This window comes from Ruegeria sp. BHSC276 (assembly GCF_059612945.1).
Window position 1 is genome coordinate 310,498 of the sequence record NZ_JBXWRP010000006.1, and the last position, 19,388, is coordinate 329,885.

Annotated in this window: 15 protein-coding genes; 8 read left to right on the top strand and 7 right to left on the bottom strand. The window is 54.9% G+C overall.

Annotation, left to right across the window (positions count from 1 at the left end; all coding sequences use genetic code 11):
* Positions 1-70: 70 nt before the first annotated feature.
* Positions 71-1,675 carry a Na/Pi cotransporter family protein gene (locus AC2FMD_RS12360; protein WP_496795075.1) on the bottom strand — a complete coding sequence of 535 codons (1,605 nt, stop codon included), beginning with the start codon at positions 1,673-1,675 and terminating at the stop codon, positions 71-73.
* Positions 1,676-2,112: 437 nt separating this feature from the next.
* On the opposite strand from AC2FMD_RS12360, the gene AC2FMD_RS12365 reads away from it, so the two are divergent.
* On the top strand, positions 2,113-3,333 hold the full coding sequence (locus AC2FMD_RS12365; RefSeq protein ID WP_496795060.1) for an APC family permease: 1,221 nt from the start codon (positions 2,113-2,115) through the stop codon (positions 3,331-3,333).
* Positions 3,334-3,427: 94 nt separating this feature from the next.
* Here the strand turns inward: AC2FMD_RS12365 and AC2FMD_RS12370 are convergent, their stop codons facing one another.
* From AC2FMD_RS12370 to AC2FMD_RS12380, 3 genes are read right to left on the bottom strand one after another with little or no spacing between them, the layout of a single operon-like run.
* Positions 3,428-4,132, bottom strand: coding sequence for an IS6 family transposase (locus tag AC2FMD_RS12370; RefSeq protein ID WP_496795061.1), 705 nt, complete (start codon positions 4,130-4,132; stop codon positions 3,428-3,430).
* A gap of 31 nt (positions 4,133-4,163) precedes the next feature.
* Complete coding sequence (locus AC2FMD_RS12375; protein WP_496743231.1) at positions 4,164-4,403, bottom strand: hypothetical protein; 240 nt, start codon at positions 4,401-4,403, stop codon at positions 4,164-4,166.
* Positions 4,404-4,427: 24 nt separating this feature from the next.
* Positions 4,428-4,964, bottom strand: coding sequence for a histidine phosphatase family protein (locus AC2FMD_RS12380; RefSeq protein ID WP_496686968.1), 537 nt, complete (start codon positions 4,962-4,964; stop codon positions 4,428-4,430).
* Positions 4,965-5,340: 376 nt separating this feature from the next.
* Between AC2FMD_RS12380 and AC2FMD_RS12385 the strand changes: the two genes are divergently transcribed.
* Together AC2FMD_RS12385 and mgrA are read left to right on the top strand one after the other, a co-directional pair.
* Positions 5,341-6,098, top strand: a protein-coding gene (locus AC2FMD_RS12385) for an IS5 family transposase (RefSeq protein ID WP_496795062.1) whose coding sequence is annotated in 2 segments (ribosomal slippage) — positions 5,341-5,677 and positions 5,677-6,098 — 759 coding nt in all. Because the reading frame shifts where the segments join, the coding sequence is not laid out codon by codon here.
* 293 nt (positions 6,099-6,391) lie between these two features.
* Positions 6,392-7,423: an L-glyceraldehyde 3-phosphate reductase gene (mgrA, locus tag AC2FMD_RS12390; protein WP_496682647.1), complete on the top strand. Its 1,032-nt coding sequence runs from the start codon at positions 6,392-6,394 to the stop codon at positions 7,421-7,423.
* A gap of 140 nt (positions 7,424-7,563) precedes the next feature.
* On the opposite strand, the gene AC2FMD_RS12395 is transcribed toward mgrA, so the two are convergent.
* A complete protein-coding gene (locus AC2FMD_RS12395) occupies positions 7,564-8,160 on the bottom strand; it encodes a Spy/CpxP family protein refolding chaperone (protein ID WP_496682619.1) in 597 nt (198 codons plus the stop codon).
* 621 nt (positions 8,161-8,781) lie between these two features.
* On the opposite strand from AC2FMD_RS12395, the gene AC2FMD_RS12400 reads away from it, so the two are divergent.
* The 3 genes from AC2FMD_RS12400 to AC2FMD_RS12410 are packed head-to-tail and all read left to right on the top strand — an operon-like array spanning position 8,782 to position 13,125.
* A complete protein-coding gene (locus tag AC2FMD_RS12400) occupies positions 8,782-9,507 on the top strand; it encodes an ABC transporter ATP-binding protein (protein ID WP_496682649.1) in 726 nt (241 codons plus the stop codon).
* A 16-nt stretch (positions 9,508-9,523) separates the two neighbouring features.
* A complete protein-coding gene (locus tag AC2FMD_RS12405) occupies positions 9,524-11,878 on the top strand; it encodes an ABC transporter permease (RefSeq protein ID WP_496743227.1) in 2,355 nt (784 codons plus the stop codon).
* Positions 11,879-11,883: 5 nt separating this feature from the next.
* A complete protein-coding gene (locus AC2FMD_RS12410) occupies positions 11,884-13,125 on the top strand; it encodes an efflux RND transporter periplasmic adaptor subunit (RefSeq protein WP_496795063.1) in 1,242 nt (413 codons plus the stop codon).
* A 121-nt stretch (positions 13,126-13,246) separates the two neighbouring features.
* Here AC2FMD_RS12410 and AC2FMD_RS12415 read toward each other — a convergent pair whose 3' ends face one another.
* The gene (locus tag AC2FMD_RS12415) at positions 13,247-13,816 is read right to left on the bottom strand and encodes a tyrosine-type recombinase/integrase (RefSeq protein ID WP_496743224.1); all 570 of its coding nucleotides are present in this window, start codon (positions 13,814-13,816) and stop codon (positions 13,247-13,249) included.
* Between the two features lie 320 nt (positions 13,817-14,136).
* Between AC2FMD_RS12415 and AC2FMD_RS12420 the strand changes: the two genes are divergently transcribed.
* A complete protein-coding gene (locus AC2FMD_RS12420; protein WP_496682628.1) occupies positions 14,137-15,186 on the top strand; it encodes a GFA family protein in 1,050 nt (349 codons plus the stop codon).
* 142 nt (positions 15,187-15,328) lie between these two features.
* Positions 15,329-16,975, top strand: a complete 1,647-nt coding sequence (locus AC2FMD_RS12425; RefSeq protein WP_496795064.1) for an adenylate/guanylate cyclase domain-containing protein — start codon at positions 15,329-15,331, stop codon at positions 16,973-16,975.
* Positions 16,976-17,402: 427 nt separating this feature from the next.
* Here AC2FMD_RS12425 and AC2FMD_RS12430 read toward each other — a convergent pair whose 3' ends face one another.
* A complete protein-coding gene (locus AC2FMD_RS12430; RefSeq protein WP_496795065.1) occupies positions 17,403-19,325 on the bottom strand; it encodes a DUF3604 domain-containing protein in 1,923 nt (640 codons plus the stop codon).
* Between the last annotated feature and the right edge of the window lie 63 nt (positions 19,326-19,388).

Consider the following 19,388-nt stretch of genomic DNA (forward strand, 5'->3'; position numbering starts at 1 on the left):
GCACGAACATTGGCGTTTCAGTCGAATAGCGTTTGAGCACACGCCCAATCTAATCCGGGCAGACCTCCAACTACGCCACTTCGTCATTGACCTTACCACCCTCGCGCCCAGACGGCACTCCTTCCAATGCGTTCAAATGCCAACGAATTCGCCAAAGGTGATAAGACACGCGATGTAACCATCTGAGGGCATCCAAACGAGCCCAGACCACGTCGTCCGGCAGACTGTCAGTCGCAGCATCGGCGATGAGCAAGTCTCTGCGAAGTTTCCTCTGTCGTCGCAGAAAACGGCGAACGCGATTCAGCGTGACTTCACACTGCGCTGGATTGTCGATTTCCGAATAGCCATCAGTCGCCGCAATCACCACTGAAGCAAGCCGTTTCAAGCGCGGGTCTTTCGGCAACTCGCTTATCCGATCATCTTGGCTACACCGGTAAAGCAACCGATCGAGATGATCGAGGATATGGTACATACCCTTGATGCTGGATAACTCTACGTCGGACCTGCTGGACAGTTCTATCTTATCTAGATACGAGCGCGCTTCGGAAATAGCAGTCTCAATGCTGTCCCGCCCAAAGTTGATTCCGTTTGGCTCAGATGCCCCCATACATAACCGAAGGTGCGCTACTTCGGCCCTAACAATTTGTTCGACTGCAGCTTTTGCTGCATCCACAGCTATTTCCGGCGTCCCAATGACAAGCGGATCCAGAGATCTCGTTAACTCTGCACCTCGGTCGGGTACGAGCGCCTCGACAAATCTGGCAAAGGGTTTGGCGAAGGGCAAGATCAGCGCCACGCCTATGGCGTTGAAGAAACTATGGAACGCGACAAGCGCAGTCAGAGAATTTCCTGCCCCCACCCCGCTTACAAAGACCGAAGTAAATGGCCCCAGCAAAAAAAATGCCATTACTCCTGTCATCACGTTGTAGATCACATGAGCAAAACCGGTTCGACGAGCCATCGTGCCCCCACCAAAGGTGGCTAGAACAGCGGTGAAAGTTGTCCCCACGTCCATTCCAATGACGAGCGCCGCCGCTTGAGGGAAGTTCACAGCACCAGCGCTCAACGCAGCCAATGCTGTCGCAACGCCAGCGCTCGAAGACTGCGTCACCATCGTTATCAGGACGCCGATCAATACAAGCTTCAGCCTGCCTAGCAGTGTATCTGGCGGAAAATCGGCAGGAGTAACTACGCCGCGAAACGCCTCAAGCCCGGACTTGAGCTGCTCGATGCCAATGAAAATCAAACTGAACCCGGCCAACGCCAACCCAAGGCCGGAAACCGCTTTTCTTCCCGAAAGAGCCAGCAAAGCCCCAATAAAAACAACTGGCAACATCACTTGTCCCAGGTCTAGCCTGAACCCCAAGAGCGCGACGAGCCAACCTGTCATGGTCGTTCCGATATTGGCCCCAAATATGATCCCAAGCGCTTGGGGAAATGTGAGCAGACCAGACGCGACAAACCCGACGGCCGCAACGGTGGTCGCACTGGAAGACTGGATTGCAGCTGTCGTGACCGCGCCTGTTACGGCCCCGGTAAACGGTGTCGACGTGAACCGGCCCAAAACGTCTCGCAATTTCGCCCCTGCCAAAGCCTTCAAACCTTCGGTCATCAACAGCATGCCGACAAGGAACAGGCCGATGCCGCCTAAGGCCGGTAACAGGTTCCAGAACATCACGAATTGCTTTCCACCCTAAGTCTCACACCGCCTAGCATGTTTGCTTTGCCTTTAAATCCGACGACAAAAGTCAGTTGGTTTGCGTTCAGCCTCGCAGACCCGACGCCGCGAGTTGATTGACATAGATCAAAGCACCAACACGAATTGCATAGTGAAATTCGAATGTTTCAACATATTCTACGTTCACCGTCCTGTCCCCAAGTAAACACAAAGGTGAACGGAATTTTGAAGAAGTGGAGGTTCCACCCACGGGGGCTCGGCAAGAGTGATGGCGAGCCCCCAGTTAGTCGATTGGCGCCCAATGCGCCCAAACGTTGAGACACAAGGCATTCGGTGCGGCTTTGACCATAGGATTAAGCCGCTGCGCCAATCGAGATAAAAAGAGAAGGACGCCACTGACGACGTTCGGAATGGGCAGTTGGCGGAAACCACCTATGAGCTCTGTTGATCCAAGCGAACAGAAACTCAGACGGGCCCTTACTACCCCGTTGCTCACGCTTTATGGCCTTGGGGTAACGGTCGGAGCGGGCATTTACGTTTTAGTCGGTGCAACAGCAGCCATTGCCGGACCGTTTGCGGCGTTGTCGTTCGTTGTAGCCGCGCTCGTCGTATCACTCACCGCGCTTTCCTATGCAGAACTCGCAACTCGATTTCCTGTCAGCGCAGGTGAAGCAGCCTATGTTGAGGCGGGATTTCAGAAAAGATGGATGGCGGTTTTCGTTGGGTTTGCGGTGGCAGCCTCGGGCGTTATCTCCGCTTCTGCCGTTGCAATTGGCGCAGCATCATACCTTCATGCTTTGACCGGTTTTGCGATTCCTGTTTTGACCATCAGCGTCGTTCTGATCATGGGTCTAATCGCGCTTTGGGGGATCACTGAATCTGTCTTTGTTGCGGCTGTCATCACGATCATCGAGATCGCAGGCCTTCTCTTTGTGATTGGCTGGGGCATGTCGGTTCAGGATCCGCAGGGATACGGGATCAGTTCGATGCTTCCGCCACTTGAACTCGACGCGTGGAGAGGCATTTTCGCGGCATCACTTCTAGCCTTCTTTGCATTTGTTGGCTTCGAAGACATGGCCAATGTTGCGGAAGAGGTCAAAGACCCCGTGCGCACCATCCCAAAAGCGATTTTACTAACCCTCGTTCTGGCGACGGTGTTGTATCTGGGAACCTCAATGACGGTTCTACTTGTTGTTCCGATCGATGTTCTCTCGACATCCACAGCACCCCTCGCGCTTGTGTTTTCAAACGCCCCCGAGGTGATTAAACAGGGCTTTTCCGCGGTCGCGATTGTGGCGACAGTCAATGGAGTACTGATCCAGATGATTATGGCCTCGCGGGTGATCTACGGACTAGCAGACCGTGACCATTTGCCGAAGGTTCTGGCGATAGTCCCTAAGGCAACGCAGACACCGGTTGTTGCTACTTTGCTGGTTGTAGCGATCATCGTTCTGCTGACTCAAATTATACCGATTGGTACTTTGGCAGAGCGCACATCCCAGATCGTTCTGGGCGTCTTTGTGCTCGTCAACATTTCGCTTATCCTGCTGAAGATGCAGCCGGACGAGGCCCCCAAGCATTTTCGCGTTCCTCTTGTGGTACCGCTCCTGGGGGTGATCACCAGTGCATTGCTTTTTGGATCTGGATTTCTCTAACTAGACAAAACAACCCAAAGGCCTCAACGAGCTGCCATGGCGGTGCTGGCAGACTAGTGCGAACCAGTCTCACAAAGGGCAGGATGCCTGCACTTTATTCGGCGCAGAGACCGCGCCACTCTGCGAGAGCGGCAGCGCTGTTAAGATTGAAATTTGTTCTAGAAGACAGGCTGCGCTCTGAGTTGAACAAGTTTAGAACTGAGGCGTGAACGGCGGCGAATTTCTCTAAACTGCGCATCCGCCTGAAACGCAACATCGCCCGTTCTCTTCGTCGAAACGGCAGACGCGAATTCTCAGCGCGGTTGCTCAACAAGCGCCCCGTTTCCAGACGCTGCTCCGCACCAATCTCTCTTGGAGCAGCGCCAAACGACCTGAGCCGATCAGTCACGATCACTTCGGGACGACCGTGCTTTTGCATTGCTTTTTTTAGGAATTTCAATGCGGCTTTCTTGTACCGGGTCTTTGTGACGTAGCTTTCCAGCACCTCGCCCTCGTGATCGACCGCCCGCCACAGATAGTGCCGCTCCCCATTGATCTTCACGAACATCTCGTCGAGATGCCAACGCCAACGGCTCGATTTCATCCCTTCGATCCGGCGTTTCCGGATCTCGGAAGCGAACATCGGACCAAACCTGTGCCACCAGAACCGGACGGATTCGTGACTGATGTCGATACCGCGCTCGTGCAGCAGATCCTCGACATTGCGGAGCGACAGCGGGAAACGCACGTACATCATGACCGCCAGGCGGATGATCTCGCGGCTGGTTCGGAAATACTTGAATGGGTCGTCTTTCGTCATCCCAAGACGCTATGAGACCGCCCTGCTCCGCTCAACCAGATTCCCTCTGACACCGCCCCGCGATATGATCGGGTGCCTTCGGCACGATCCCATTGGGGTTGAGCGCCTTAATCGAATAGTAGCCCTGCAGGATGTGATCCATGTTCACCGTTTCCCGCACGCTGGGCAAGTCGAGCATCCGCGTGACGTAGTCGGTCAGCCGGGGATAGTCCTTGACCTGCCGCTGGTTGGTCATGAACAGACCATGATAGGCTGCGTCGAAACGGATCAAGGTAACGAAGGCGTGAAGGGTCCGTCAGGGATCCAACAGGATGCTGCCCAAAACCTCGATGTCGCCCTCGTGCTGCCGGATGATCAGGACCTCACCGGATCGCGTTGCTTGCCCCGCGAGCGCAGAAATATTGACCTGGTGCGACACCAGCATCACCCGGCCATCCTGTTCCCGTAACAAGGCCCGCAAGTCGCGGGTCTGACTGTCTCTTCGCTCGTATCTGCCAAAGAACGAATTCAACGCGGGCGCGTCCACCACGGGCCCGAGATCGAGAAGTTCGGCGGTTTCGCGGGTCCGGCACCATTGGCTCGTCAGCACCCGGTCAAACTCTATCCCACGCTCCCGAAAGGCCGCACCGATCGCGCGGGCCTGGTTGCGGCCGCGCGCGTCAAGGTTCCGCTGGGTTTCGCAATTCCCAAGTTCGAAATTGGCGGGATCGCCTGTTCCGGGGGCGAGAGCATGCCGCATGATCGCAATCGCGCCGGGTTGTTCCAGGGCGTCCCAGTCGTTGGCAAAAAGCGATGCGGGCAGGAGAAGCAGGATGAATGTGATTAGGCGCATGAGCAGAACCTAGGCGGCCCGCCTTGGCTTTCCAGACCACAAAATCCGGCGGCGGTCGTTTCGCATGCGTCCGCCTCCCTCCGCACAATCCCCGCAAACCATTGAACTGCATTGTTTTCGACGGGCGCGCGGGTAGCGTTGCCCCATGCGAAACGAGATCAACACATCGCGACTGGGGTCCAACCCGCTGCCGCCCGACCGGATAGCCTCGACCGAACGCCGCGCCGAGCTGTGCCGGTTGCTGGCAACGGGCCTAGTCCGGCCTCGGCCAAGGTCGGTGACGGGATCAGGATAGCAAACAGAAGATACAGAAGGGTCAGGACCCATTGATTTTCGTCCAGCAGCGTGATTCACGGCTCGAAAACGAGCGGTGAACATGTCTGATCTTTTCTGGCTTACGGACGCGCAGATGGCGCGTCTCGAGCCCTTCTTTCCGAAATCCCACGGCAAACCCCGCGTCGATGACCGGCGCGTGTTGAGTGAAATTATCTTCATTAATCGCAATGGGTTGAGATGGCGCGATGCCCCTTCTGCCTGTAGCCAACACAAGACCCTCTATAACCGTTGGAAGCGGTGGAGCGACAAAGGCATCTTCGCCCAGATGATGGCAGGTCTGGCTGCCGCTCACGGCGAAGAGAAGACCATAATGATCGACGCCACCTACCTGAAGGCCCACCTTACCGCGACCAATTTGGGCGTCAAAAAAGGGGGCGTGGACGCCTGATTGGCCGCACCAAGGGCGGCATGAACACCAAGTTGCATGCCATCTGCGATAGCCGGGGACGTCCACTCAACCTGTTCGTCACCGCCGGTCAGGTCAGCGACTACATCGGCGCACGCGCATTGCTGAGCAGCCCACCCGATGTCGACTGGCTGCTCGGGGACCGCGGATATGATGCCGACTGGTTCCGGGAAGCGTTGAAAGACAAAGGGATACGCGCCTGCATCCCTGGCCGGAAGCAGCGGCATAAACCTGTCAAGTACGACAAGCGCCGCTACGAGAGGCGCAACCGGATCGAGATCATGTTCGGCAGGCTGAAGGATTGGCGGCGTGTCGCAATGCGATACGACAGATGCCCGCAGGTCTTCCTGTCAGCCATCGTCCTTGCAGCACTCGTCATTTACTGGCTATGAGTCCTGAACCTAAGCGACAGACCGGCAATTTCCGGTTCACGCCTCAAAATCTTCCCCTGTGTTTTTCTCATCGCCGCAGTGTAGTTCGCCATAAGATTCATTGGCTGCGTTTGAGAGTTGGCGATGAATGCGAATGATCGGATCGTGAAATCTTTCACACGTGGAGCAAGGCTAACCAATAGGATGAAAATGAGTCGCGTCGATCTTGCTGGAGGTGATCCGTTTGACAGGCCCGACAATCCATTGATTATGTGCGCATGACCAAAGCTCAAAGACCGCCAAAGCCAAAACCCATTCCTTACACCCCGGCGCTGAACCGCTATGAGCGGATGGTGTATCGGCGATGTGGGCGATCCGGTGTGAAGCTTCCGGTTGTCAGCCTAGGCCTGTGGCATAATTTTGGTGCGGACTCGACGCACGAAAACAAGCGCGCCATGTGTCGAACCGCGTTTGATCATGGGATCACTCACTTTGATCTGGCGAACAACTACGGTCCACCACCCGGTTCAGCCGAAGAAGCATTTGGCGAGATCCTCAAAACGGATTTCGCGGGTTACAGGGATGAACTGATCATTTCCTCCAAAGCAGGCTACGACATGTGGCCGGGTCCCTATGGGGAATGGGGGTCACGCAAGTACATGATTGCGTCCTGTGACCAATCACTCGCGCGCATGGGGCTAGATTATGTCGACATCTTTTATTCCCACCGCTTTGACCCCGATACCCCTCTCGAAGAAACAATGGGCGCGTTGGATTATATCGTACGGTCGGGTCGCGCGCTCTACGCAGGCATCTCGAGCTACAACTCCCAACGCACGCGCGAGGCCGTGAAAATTCTCAACGACCTTGGGACGCCCTGTTTGATTCACCAGCCTTCCTACAACCTGCTCAACCGTTGGGTAGAGCGGGACGGTTTGCTCGATACACTGGACGACCTTGGGGTAGGATCGATTGCATTCACGCCGCTGGCACAAGGCATTCTGACTTCCAAGTATCTAACCGGTATTCCGAGTGGTAGCCGTGCCACGCAAGGGAAGTCATTGCTCGATGGCATGATCAACGAGCGGTCTCTGGCAAGTGTCCGTGCTCTGAACGACATGGCCGAGGAACGCGGGCAGACTCTGGCGCAAATGGCCCTGGCCTGGGTGCTCAGAAGTGGGCGTGTAACGACCGCACTTATTGGTGCGTCCCGGCCGGAACAAATCGTCGATTGCGCACGCGTCGTCGATAATCTCGACTTCAGTGCTGACGAGCTCAAAAAGATCGATGAAATCAGTTCGGAAGAAGATATCAATTTGTGGGCGCGGTCGTCAGAAACAGAATGACCATCCTTAGAACGTAAGCAAAACCCACGCCCTTCAAAGCATACAGTTATTGGCGGATTAAATGTCCTTTAGTTCGACCAACCAGCTAACAAGGGCCGTCGGCCCAGAGTTCCGTATCTGCAAGACGAACGAAGATCGGCCTACCCATCGCAACCGTTGTGGCGTCGCCACATGGTTGGGTCATGCCCTTCTGGGACATTGGCGCATGGATCATCTGAGTAGCCGCGCAGTACGCTATATCTTCGGATCTGATCATCGCTCAGAAGAGCTGGTGTCGCGAGATGTCTCGACAAATGAACCATACGCAAAGCGGCTTGGGCTTCAGCAGCTTTAGCCAAAAGAATTGCGAGTTCATCTTCTGAAACTTCGGTGTCTTCAAAAGCTGCGCTCACCGCAGCTTCAGCAGCGATGAATTTTTCTCCTGCCGCGATGGCTTCGGTTCTCATTTCTTCAAACAACGCGGTAATTTCAGCAACTTGATCGTTTGAAAGCGCAAGCTCTTCTTGAAGCTCCAGCAGATGAGCGGGGCCAGGAAGGCCGTTCAACTCCGCAGGAAGAGCCAGTCCCCAACCGCCGCCCCGGCGAAGCTCAGCTATATCTTGATTGGATAGGCTTTTGATCTCACGTGTCTCGAAACCGGCGTACGGTGTACCACCATGCTTGTGCCCATCATCCTGTGATAACGCCGACAAAGGCATCGCAGATAGAACAACCGCCATCGACAAAACGAATTTCATGGGCATTCCCCTACAAAAAGAGCGCGGCATTCGCCAATACAAAGACAGTATGAATTTTCCCGCGTCGTACACAAGCCGTCGTTCGCGCGCCATAACGAATGGCGGCTAAGTCCCGCGTTGCTGCCATAGCCTGGATTTCGATGAACGTCCGGTCTATTTGAATGCGGTCGTTGGCAGTCGCTGAACCGCGATCTTCAGCGGAAACAGCAGCTTTCCGCCGACAGCAGACGCTCATGGCATCATGCTCTACGTCCGATGTGCGGACAAAACTGTCGGTCGCTTGTATTCAGCAATCAACGGCTTAGGCGAAGCCTTCAACGGAACAAGTTATCATTGACTTAATTCAAGGCTACCGGCGCGTGTAGATGGCAACCTGAGTAACGCCAAATACTATCCGCCGAGGGCTGTTGGGGTGTAATTTCCTGCGCCCCGCTACATTTTTTCTGAAAGTCAGCACATTGGCGCCGCTGGCCATAGTTATGCAGCCACGAACCGCTATGGTGTCGTGGAATACCAAAAATGGTATCCATTACACAGCAGAGTCTCCATTTTTTGGAAATTCGAAGCGGCACTCCCTTCCGTGTCAAGCGGAAACGCTTTCAAATGTACCTTAAACCTACAATGCGCTACGTTACAGACGTGGAAAAGAATGCATATACAATAAGAAACCTAAAGCGAGTCTACGGCGAAGGGCCTGCGGCCGTGCACGCATTGCGCGGAGTAAATCTGGACATTCCGGAACGAGAAATCGTTGTGCTACTTGGCGCTTCAGGCAGCGGAAAATCGACCTTGCTGAACATTCTCGGAGGCCTAGATCGAGCGTCCGACGGCAGCATTCACTTTCGCGACCAAGATCTGACTTTGATGTCAGACAAAGAACTTACCCGGTATCGCAGAGATCACGTGGGGTTTGTTTTTCAATTCTATAATCTGATGCCTAGCCTAACTGCTCGAGAGAATGTTGAGCTTGTCACGGAGATCGCACGAAACCCAATGGACCCTGATCACGCGCTTGCGCTCGTCGGATTGACCGATCGCGTTGATCACTTCCCCGCCCAGTTGTCTGGTGGCGAACAACAACGCGTCGCGATTGCACGTGCGGTTGCGAAACAGCCAGACGTGCTGTTCTGCGATGAACCAACAGGTGCCTTAGACAGTAAAACGGGAAGGACTGTTTTACAGGTCCTGAAAGATGTGAATGAGCGGCTGGGTGCAACTGTTCTGATTGTGACCCACGCGACGTCTCAGGCAGCCATGGCTGACCGGGTCATCCGCTTTGGTGATGGCGCTGTAATCGAAGTTACGCAAAACACCTCCAAAGTCGCGCCAGAAGATATCGAGTGGTAGCTGCAGAATGTCTGCAATGGCAAAAAAGCTCGCTAGAGATCTGTGGCACATCAAAAGTCAGGCTACGGCGATCGGTTTAGTTGTTGCACTCGGCGTCCTGATGCAAGTCATGCAGTCCGGATTGGTTGTCAGCTTGGATGAGACCCGTACGGCGTATTACGAAAGATATCGTCTTGCAGACGTTTTTGCGCCGGTTGTCGGAGCTCCAGAACATATTGCCGAAGACTTACGGAATTTACCTGGAGTTTCATCGGTCGACACCCGAGTGGTCGGGCAGGCTTTGGTGGACTTACCGAATATAGAACTGCCCATTCGCGCTCTGGCCATTTCGCTTCCCGAAATCGGCGAAGCCAAATTGAATTTGATCTATTTGACCGATGGTCGACACCTCTCTCGCGAGCGGCCTGATGAAATAATTGTTTTGCAAAGCTTTGCGCAGGCTCACGGCTTAAGACCCGGAGATCAGATCTCTGCAACCATGAACGGGGCGCGGCGAAACTTCGAGGTCGTCGGACTTGCAATGTCGCCTGAGTTTCTTTTTGCCGCAGCGCCGGGAGAAATGGTGCCTGACGATAGTCGATTTGCAGTTCTTTGGCTCAGTCGTCCAGCTATGGAGGCGGCATTTGACCTGAACGGAGCTTTCAACGAAGCCCTCTTTTCGTTGAGCCGCGGAGCGGAAACACCTGCGATCCTTCGTGCAACCGATAGGGTCTTGGACAAGTTCGGGGGACTTGGCGCGTTCCCGCTTAGTGATCTTGCCTCGAACAAGTTTGTTTTAGAAGAAATTGACGGCTTGCGCCGTACGTCTGCTACAGTCCCCCCGATCTTCTTGGCCGTCGCTGCGTTTCTTCTTTACATTGTCATTTCCCGTTTGGTGGCTTCTGAAAGGGAAGAAATCGGATTGATGAAAGCATTCGGTTACACGAACTGGGAGGTTGGAAGCCACTATCTAAAAATGGTCCTGATAATTGCTGGGGGTGGAGCCATTGTAGGTGGAATATTGGGAATAGTTGCCGGACGCGCGCTGATAGATGTCTACCTCGTTTATTACAAATTCCCGTTTTTAGTTTTTCGACTGGAACCTCTGAGCGTTACGCTTGGATTTTTAGCGAGTATTCTGACATCTTCGGTCGGGGGGATGGTGGTGTTGCGTAGGGTATTTGTCTTGACACCTGCAGTGGCGATGCGGGCCGCGGCGCCAGCCGATTACAGCAGAAGCGGGCAAATCGGAAAAGCCTTAGCCGGGTATCTGGACCAACCAACTCGAATGGTGTTGCGCCGGCTTACGCGCCAGCCCGTGCGAATGATAGGCGCGATAACAGGCGTCAGCGCCGGCATCGCTCTGTCAGCAGCAATGGCTTCAATTCTAGCAAGTTTCGACAGAATGGCTGAGCTGACCTTCGATATCATGGATCGGAGCAACGTGTCCGTCAGTTTTATAAACCCCATTTCTCGCCAAAGCCTGTTCGACGTACAGTCAATCGAAGGAGTAATTGAAGTTGAGCCTGTTCGCATCGTGCCCGCAATCTTTAAGCACGGTCGTCTTTCCTATCGCGGTGCGATTACCGGATTGACTGAATTTCCAAGGTTGAACCGCGCAATCGACCGTGCTGAACGATCGATCCCGATGCGCCAGGATGGGGTCATTCTTTCATCAGGCCTCGCTAGAATTCTCGACATCCGAGCGGGTGACAGGCTTTCCGTTGACGTACGCGAAGGTCGTCGTCCTGTGTTGCAACTGCCCGTAGTCGCCATTTCCGAAAGCCTCATGGGATCGCCGGCATACATGGAGATAACCGCACTGAACCGTGTTCTCCGCGAACCGGATCGAGTATCCGGAGCATTCATACGAACTGACAAGTATCTTGAGGAGGAGACTTACAAACAGCTCAAGGACATGCCAATGGTGGCGGGTGTGGCGCTAAAATCTGATACTAGAGGTGCGTTTCAGAAAGTGATGGACGAAGGAGCAGGCGCCATGCGCTACATTATGGCCTTGATTGCCGGGGTTATAACGTTTGGTGTAATATACAATGCAGCTCGTGTCGCTCAAGCCGAACGCGTCCGGGATCTGGCAGCGCTGCGAGTTTTGGGGTTCACAAGAACAGAAGTAGCCTTCGTCTTGCTAGGTGAATTGGCCGTCGTCACGTTGCTGGCGCTGCCGTTAGGGGCGTTAGCAGGCTATGGTTTGACCATCGCGGTCTCTCAAGGTTTCAGTACGGACCTGTACCAAATCCCCCCCTACTTTAGTTTCAGGAGTTTTGGGCAAGCTACTGTGGTTGTGGTCATTGCAGCATTGCTTTCAGGGTGGTTGGTTAAACGCAATGTGGATCGGTCGGATCTGGTTCTGGCACTCAAATCAAGGGAGTAGCATTCGTGAGCGCGCGAAAAAGGTACTCTCGGTCGATCTTAACAATTGTTTCAGCGATTGTGGTTGCGGTTACTCTCCTTGCCGCTTTCTGGCCGCGCCCGATACTGGTCGATACTGCGACGGTAGAACGCGGCAATATGATTGTTACCATCAACGAAGAAGGCAAAACGAGGGTTAAGGAACCCTATGTCGTTTCTTCCCCTATTGCCGGTGAACTGCAACGTGTTTCGGTTCTGCCCGGTGACCGTGTCGTCGGTGGTGAAACGATCGTTGCCCGCATGACGCCGGCCAATCCATCGGCTCTGGATGTACGTACCCGCGAGCAAGCACTTGCTGCGGTCAGCGCCGCCGAAGCAGCGCTCAGGGTTGCCCGCGCGGATTTAAACGCGGCATTGGCTACGGACGACTTCGCGCAAAGCGAACTTGAGCGCACACAAAAGCTTGTTGCTAAAGGCATAGCAAGCAAAGTCACGATGGAAAGGTCCGAGCAGGCCGCCAGAATCGCTAAAGCCAACCTCGATACAGTCCAGGCTGCAATCGCGATGCGAGAGGCAGAACTGGCCAATGCGCGCGCGCGATTGATTGGATTTGATGACGCAGGTCTAGCCGAAGCGCTTGAGGATAGCGGGGCGCCCTCCTACAGTATTCCGCTGCGCGCACCCATCGACGGAACTATTTTGAAAGTTATCCAGAAAAGTGAAACAACACTCCCGGCTGGTGAGCCGATATTGGAAATCGGAAACATCGAAGGCGACCTCGAAGTAGTGGCAGAACTCTTGTCGTCAGAAGCGGTGCAGGTCAGCGAAGGGGATCGTGTAATTATCACCAATTGGGGCGGCCTTGGCGATCTGAGTGGTTCAGTTAGCCGGATTGACCCCTATGGATACACGAAGTACTCAGCACTGGGAGTAGAGGAACAGCGGGTTGAAACCACGATACAATTCGACGGTCCAAGCGAGGTTCGAAGGACTTTGGGACACGGATATCGTATCGAAGTCCGCATAGTCGTCTGGGAACAAGAAGACGTCACCATCGTTCCTTCAGCTGCGCTGTTTCGACAGGAAGCGAATTGGGCCGTCTTTGCCAATGCTGGCGGCCGCGCAGTTCTAAAGAAGGTGGACATCGGCCAAAACAATGGTGTCGAAGCTCAAGTGCTAAGTGGATTGGAGCCGGGTGATACGGTGGTTCTTTTTCCATCAGCCAATCTGATTGACGGCTCGCGAATTGAAGAAAGGCAGATAAAGTAACGGGTCTTTATTCGGGCGGTTTGACCATGTCTGTTTTGGGCTCGAAGCAGTCGTTGGCGGGGCCTTGGCTGTCCGTCCGGTCTAGGAAAGCGAACGGCATCTTATGCCGTTCGCCGATCGTTTACATGTCGATCTTCTCGGCGATTGCCAACGCATCTTCGAGCTCGACCCCAAGGTATTGAACCGTGCTGTCTACTTTGGTGTGTCCGAGCAGGAGCTGGACCGCACGAAGGTTGCCGGTCTTTCGATAGATTTGAGCGGCTTTGGCGCGCCTCAGCGAATGCGTGCCGTATCCGCTCGGGTCCAAGCCGATCGCCGACACCCAGTCCTGGACAAGCCGCGCGTACTGCCGGGTCGATACATGCGGTCGATCGTGGATCCTGCTGGGAAACAGAAACACACCCCCGACCATCTCGGGAGACGAAACCCAGTTCCAGATGGACTCACGCGTGTTTTCAGAGACCTCGAACTGGACTGGTCGTTGTGTCTTGCTTTGGATGACAGAGACACGATCGCGGACACTGCCCCCAATCACGAATTCGGCGACCTTCAACCGGACGAGATCGCAGCCACGCAACTTGCTGTCGATCGCGAGGTTGAACAGGGCGAGGTCCCTGAGATTCCCCGCCAGTTTGAGGCGGGCACGAATCGCCCATACCTGCTTTGGGAGCAGCGGGAGTTTCTGGCCCACAAGCCGCCCTTTGTTCGACGGGCGGCGTTTCGGTTTGACAGCGGGGAGTTGGACTTAGGACATGAGATTTCCTCAATCCGTCCCTCTCGCTCCCGGCGTCGACACTGTGTAGACGGGGTGTTTCTAGCCCAGACCGTGAATGGCCGGTTCCGGATTCGAGGTTGCGTTGCATGTTGCTGCATCGCCGCAAGGCGGCAGAGAGCCCTGAACGGTCTTTCAGAACTGGAAATTAACACCTCAGCTACCGTAGCTCGATGCGGCCGATTTTATGCTACAGTAGGCAGGCACAAATTGGAGATTGTTGGCTCGGAGCAACGGAGATGGAACGCAAATTAGCGGCCATTCTGGCCACCGATATAGTCGGTTTCGCGGGATTGGTATCACGAGATGAAGGCGGAACATTAGCTAAGTTGGTTCGACTAGAACGTGAAATCATCGGCATGCAGGTGGAAGCAAACCGCGGTCGTGTTTTTAAGTCTACTGGCGATGGCTTTTTGGCTGAGTTCTCGAGTGTCTTTGAGGCGGTCAATTGTGCAATCAACATTCAAAGAGCGTGCGCGCGCGAAGCACGCCAATCGAATAGTGACGACCCACTCATTTTACGCGTCGGAGTTTCGCTCGGTGATGTTGTTGTGCACGGCGATGATATACTCGGCGAGGGCGTAAATACTGCCGCACGGCTTGAGGCAATAGCGGAACCAGGCGGAATCGCGGTTTCAGGGGAAGTGATGGCGCAAATAGCTGGCAAGATAGATCTTCCGCTGGCGGATTGCGGTCACAAAAGACTCAAGAGAACTGATAGTCCAATACATGTCTACATGACCATTTCAGAACCCGGGAAAGAAGGAGGGTTTCTGGATTTTGATGAAGATGAATTGGCCAAAACCTTAATAACTGGTGGCTGCATCTGTGGGTTGGTCCGATATGAAATAAACGCGCCTGCCATAAGCACAGGGTATTGCCATTGTAGTTGTTGCAGAAAATTTTCTGGCTCAGCAGTTAATGCATGGGCGGCCTTTCCCGCTTCTGCTGTTCGATTTCTCACCGAGGAACCTCGGTACTTCGCAACTACGCCGATAGCAAATCGTGGCTTTTGTGCCAAATGCGGGGCAAGCCTAACTTATAAGCTCGTGAAGCCACGAGAAACGGCCTATCTGGTCCTGCATACTTCGAGCCTCGACCAACCAGAAAACTTTGCTCCCTCGGTCCACTCCGGAATAGAAAGCAAAATGCCTTGGTTTGATATTTTGGATGATTTGCCGCGGACAAGATCTTCAGACTCCAGAGTTTTGCAAGAAGCGTGGTCAAGTGTCGGTCTACCAGACCCTGAGACTTGGGGACCTTTGGCTAAGCCACCTGCAGTATTTTAGTGATGGAGCGATTTCTGCTTTGTCCGTATAGCGGAAGTAGACGATGATCAAACCAAGGTCAGCTATCCGAAGAAGTCGTCCCCACATGTTGTCAGTTTGCCGATCCGATCGTTCTTGCTAGGCTGGACGGCGGAGGAACTGGATGCGTTCACGGATCACGACATTGATGTTTGTCGATATGGTCGGATACTCGCGAATGATGAGCGCCGATCAAGACGCTGCGATCGAGGCGGTTCGTGAGCTGAAGAACAAGCAGCTAGAGCCCGTCCTTTCTGATTTCGGCGGCGAGATTCTCAAACGTATGGGCGATGGCTGGATCATCGCCTTTTCGTCCATCAGTGCGGCTCTAGACAGCGCAATTCAGGTGCAGACGAACCTTTACGATCACCGGAAACTGAAGCTGAGGATCGGGTGTCACCTGGGTGAGATCGTTGAAGATGAAGATGATTTCTACGGTGCCGGTGTGAATATTACGCAGCGTATCCAGACTGAAGCACCGCCGGGAGGTGTGATGGTGTCGGAAGATCTGTTTCGGCAATTGTCCAGCGACCGCGCCAAGCTTCTTAGCGACGCAGGCACGTTCAACCTGAAGAACATTTCGCAACCGGTCAGGCTGTATCAGTGGCGCCCGGCTCCCGGTCTAAAACGGAAGCTGGACGATGTTCCTTCAATCGCAGTGCAGGCCTTCGAATTCGCTCCGATCGATCCAGAAACTGGTGCTGTGGCCGGCGACTTGCGCGACCAGTTGATCGTTCGTGTCTCGCGTCGCAAGGGCGTGTTGATATTCGACGCTTCCGACAAGAACGTGGAAAAGGTGACTTATGACTTGCGCGGACGGTTGCGCATAGCCGGGGGAAGGGGCCGGTTGACTGTGACCTTGACCTCACGGGCAGATGCCCGGCCTGTCTGGTCGCAAACATACGAGGCGCCGACAGAGGATATCTTTGCCTTCTGTGACGAAGTGCTCGAACTGGCGGAGGGTGATCTGCGTCTGCAAACCAATGCATTCGACGGGGATCGCCTGGTCGAAATCCCACTCGAGGATTTGAGTGTCTCGGAACTCAGGGCACGGGCGGCCAACGAATACTACAAAGTGACGATGGAGAGCTGGACGTATGGTCTCGCTCTCATGGAACGTGCGATTTCACTGAATCCGTATGATGCGGTATCGCTTTGCATGCGGGTAGAAGCCCAGATCATGCTGCATGGAGCACGCTACCAAGACCTGCCAGCAGACCTACGGCAAATCTATGCCGAGGACCTTAATACGGCGGTCATCCAGTCGCCGCAGAGTGACTACGTGTTCTGGACCCGAGCGTATTTCCGGCTTGCCGTTGATGACGACGTCCCAGGCGCCCGAGCTGATCTGAAGCGAAGTGCAGAAATCAATCCGGCGTATCTCGAGAACTACGAGCTCAGAGGGCAGATCCTCCTTCGAGAGTCCGATTTCGAGGGTGCCGATGCCGCCTTTTCCCGGTTGATCGAACGAGGCGCTCAGAACCCGCTTCAGCCTTACCGGCTGTTCATGAGAGGTGTAGCAAGGTTCTGCGCGGGAGACTTCGAAGGAGCCGCCCAAGATGCTGCCGCGGCTTCTGACCTGCGCCCGAACGAAGCAGGTCACCTGAAACTCCGCGCAATGGCCCTCAATGAAATGCAGATGGGAAAAATGGCCAAAGCTTGCTTGACGGCCGCCCGCAAGCTCTCCCCGGAACCGATGATGACAACCAAGCTGCCAGTTCTGCCGCCCGAGTTTCGCTGGATTTCGGACAAGCTGAAGCCCGGCACCTGATATTTGCGAACAGTAAGAGGGATCTTTTTGGGCGCGCCTCGTCAATGCCCGCTTCGTCCGCAACTCGGACATAGACCCTAGTTTGCTGGACGTCCGGTCTCGGTGAAAGCAGACATCGCACAACGTCGCCCCGATTTCGTCGGCTTGAATGTCTGTTTCTGTCGAAAGCGGTCATTTTTGAAAAACACCCCGAGTTCCGCTATGCGGACAAACCTGCCGACCGGCAGTCGACAGCACGGAAGCGCAAGCATTCGTTTTTCCGAAGGAAGTAAATGTCTGCTTTCTGAACCGCATGTTGCGCAATCTTAGAACCGGGTAACCGACCGACACCAACGCCTTGGGCTCACCCTTCTTCAGGGGACGACTGGTGATATTAATAGGCACCGTGCCAGTACTTCCGGAGAACCACTTAACCGAGAAATTAGGCTCAGCCAGGCGTGTACCAGATAGGTGACGTGTAGGCACGTTCTTGCGTCTCCGTCGGTGCATCGTCAGGCAGCGACGCGCCCATTCGGAAAGCATCGTACACCGTCCAGCGCGGGGTCGGGATTTCGATAACCCGGGCGTAATAGAAGGCCGATTGAGAGGGATCAAAGTCAGGATCGGTCCATACCGTTCCCATCTCACCCTGCCCGATCGAGTTCGTCCAGGTGGCACGCTCCACGTCGACGGTGGAACCGATGGAGGGCAATTTGCCGTTTGCGTCCGGCTCCCGATCACCGGCCCAGGCCACGTCATACACCTGTTCGTGTGTCTCGCCGTCGGCATCGAGCCAGCCCTTGACGATCTGAATGCGATCCAAATTTCCGCCGATCGGATCCTTCAGCGCGTAGACCATGAAGGTTGGCGCTTCCGAACCTTCGGATGGCGGCGGAAGATCCCCGCCCATCGGAGTGCCCTTGGTATAGCCTGCCGTTGCAGGGGTCCGCGAGGTCAGGTCATCCATCGTGTAGTTCCAGCCGCCGAAGAAACGTACCACGATGCGCGATCCCGTCGTTGCATAGACCTCCTTGCGCTCCATCGCATCGAAGATCGCTTCGCGCGTGTTCTCACTCGCCCATACGGCGGCGAGGCCGGATGCGACCATTTCCCAGCCCAAAATTGCCACGTCTCCGAACTGGGCGACTATATGCCCGGGGCGTTCAGGATTGGGCTCGGCCCCGGAATGCTTACCAAAGAAATTATCCTCCTGAGCAGTGGCGAGTGATGTGTGGCTGTCAGTCGATCCAACCATCCCGAACTTGTAGGGGTTGGTGCCGAGCGACGTTTCCAGAAGCAACCCGGTTTTCAACGCCTCACGCGCGTATTCACCGGCAAGCATGTCGTCGGTCTTCAATTCCGATAAGTTCAGGTTGCCCTTGTCCCAGGTTTCGTAATCGGCGAACTCGTCGTTCGGGCTGAGGAAGGGATGTGCCTCGCCATCCCCTTTGATCTGCGTGACTTCGTAGACGGGTTCCCACATTGCACGGGTCTGCGCATACTCTGCATCCAGTTGCCGGCCATCATACTGCGCGGCTTCAGGAAACATAATGCCGTTTGACAAGTTGCCGTTATGTGCGATGGCAAGCACGTCTCCGCGCGTGACATCTTCATAGTTCGCCATCCATTTCCACAAGTCGCGCGGATTGATGGAACCAAGGGGTGCCTCGGTGGTGAACGGATCCATCATGCCAGCCTTTTCGCCTCCGTCGCGGTATACGACGACGCGATGCATGTTTCCACCCTGGATCAACGAGGTCCATTCATAGCCGATGAAGCTAGTGAAAAGACCGGGTTCGTAAGCTTCTTCTGCGGCCTCAATCTGGCGCTGCCAGACAGAGCGGAAGGGTTTTGATCCTGCCTGGACCGCAAGCACCGGAGAAATCACCTCACCACGCGAATATGCGTCGATGAGTTCCAGAGCGGCTGCCACCCCTTCGTCGCCGCCATTCGCCACCATGGTTGCGATGCGGCTACCCTCGGGATCCGACATGATGGATTGGTCTTGTGCATAGATCATGTCGAAGAGACCCATGTTGTCGGAATGGTCAGCAACCACCAACCAATCGAGCGGCCGTGAAAGCCGCGCCATGAAGCCGGTTGTTGCCTGCACTTCTTGACCCTTGGCAAAGCGATAGGCAGCCCGCGCGTCCAAACGGTTGCCGAAAGCACCTGCATCAAACGAAGTGGACGTATGCAAGTGCGTATCCCCCCAGAGAGGCCGGTCGGGTATCCCACGTTGGGCGTAGGGGGAATAGGACTTACCGGGAAAAGCCTTGCTGAGGCTCGAACCGTCGGGCGTCGGCTCGAATGCGAATGCAGCGGCGCCCAGGACCCCAAGTGCCGTTGTCATTGAAAGAAATGATTTCATCGCGAACCTCCCCACACCGGTCTCCGCGGCAATCATATCACGAAACGGCCGCAAATTGATCGA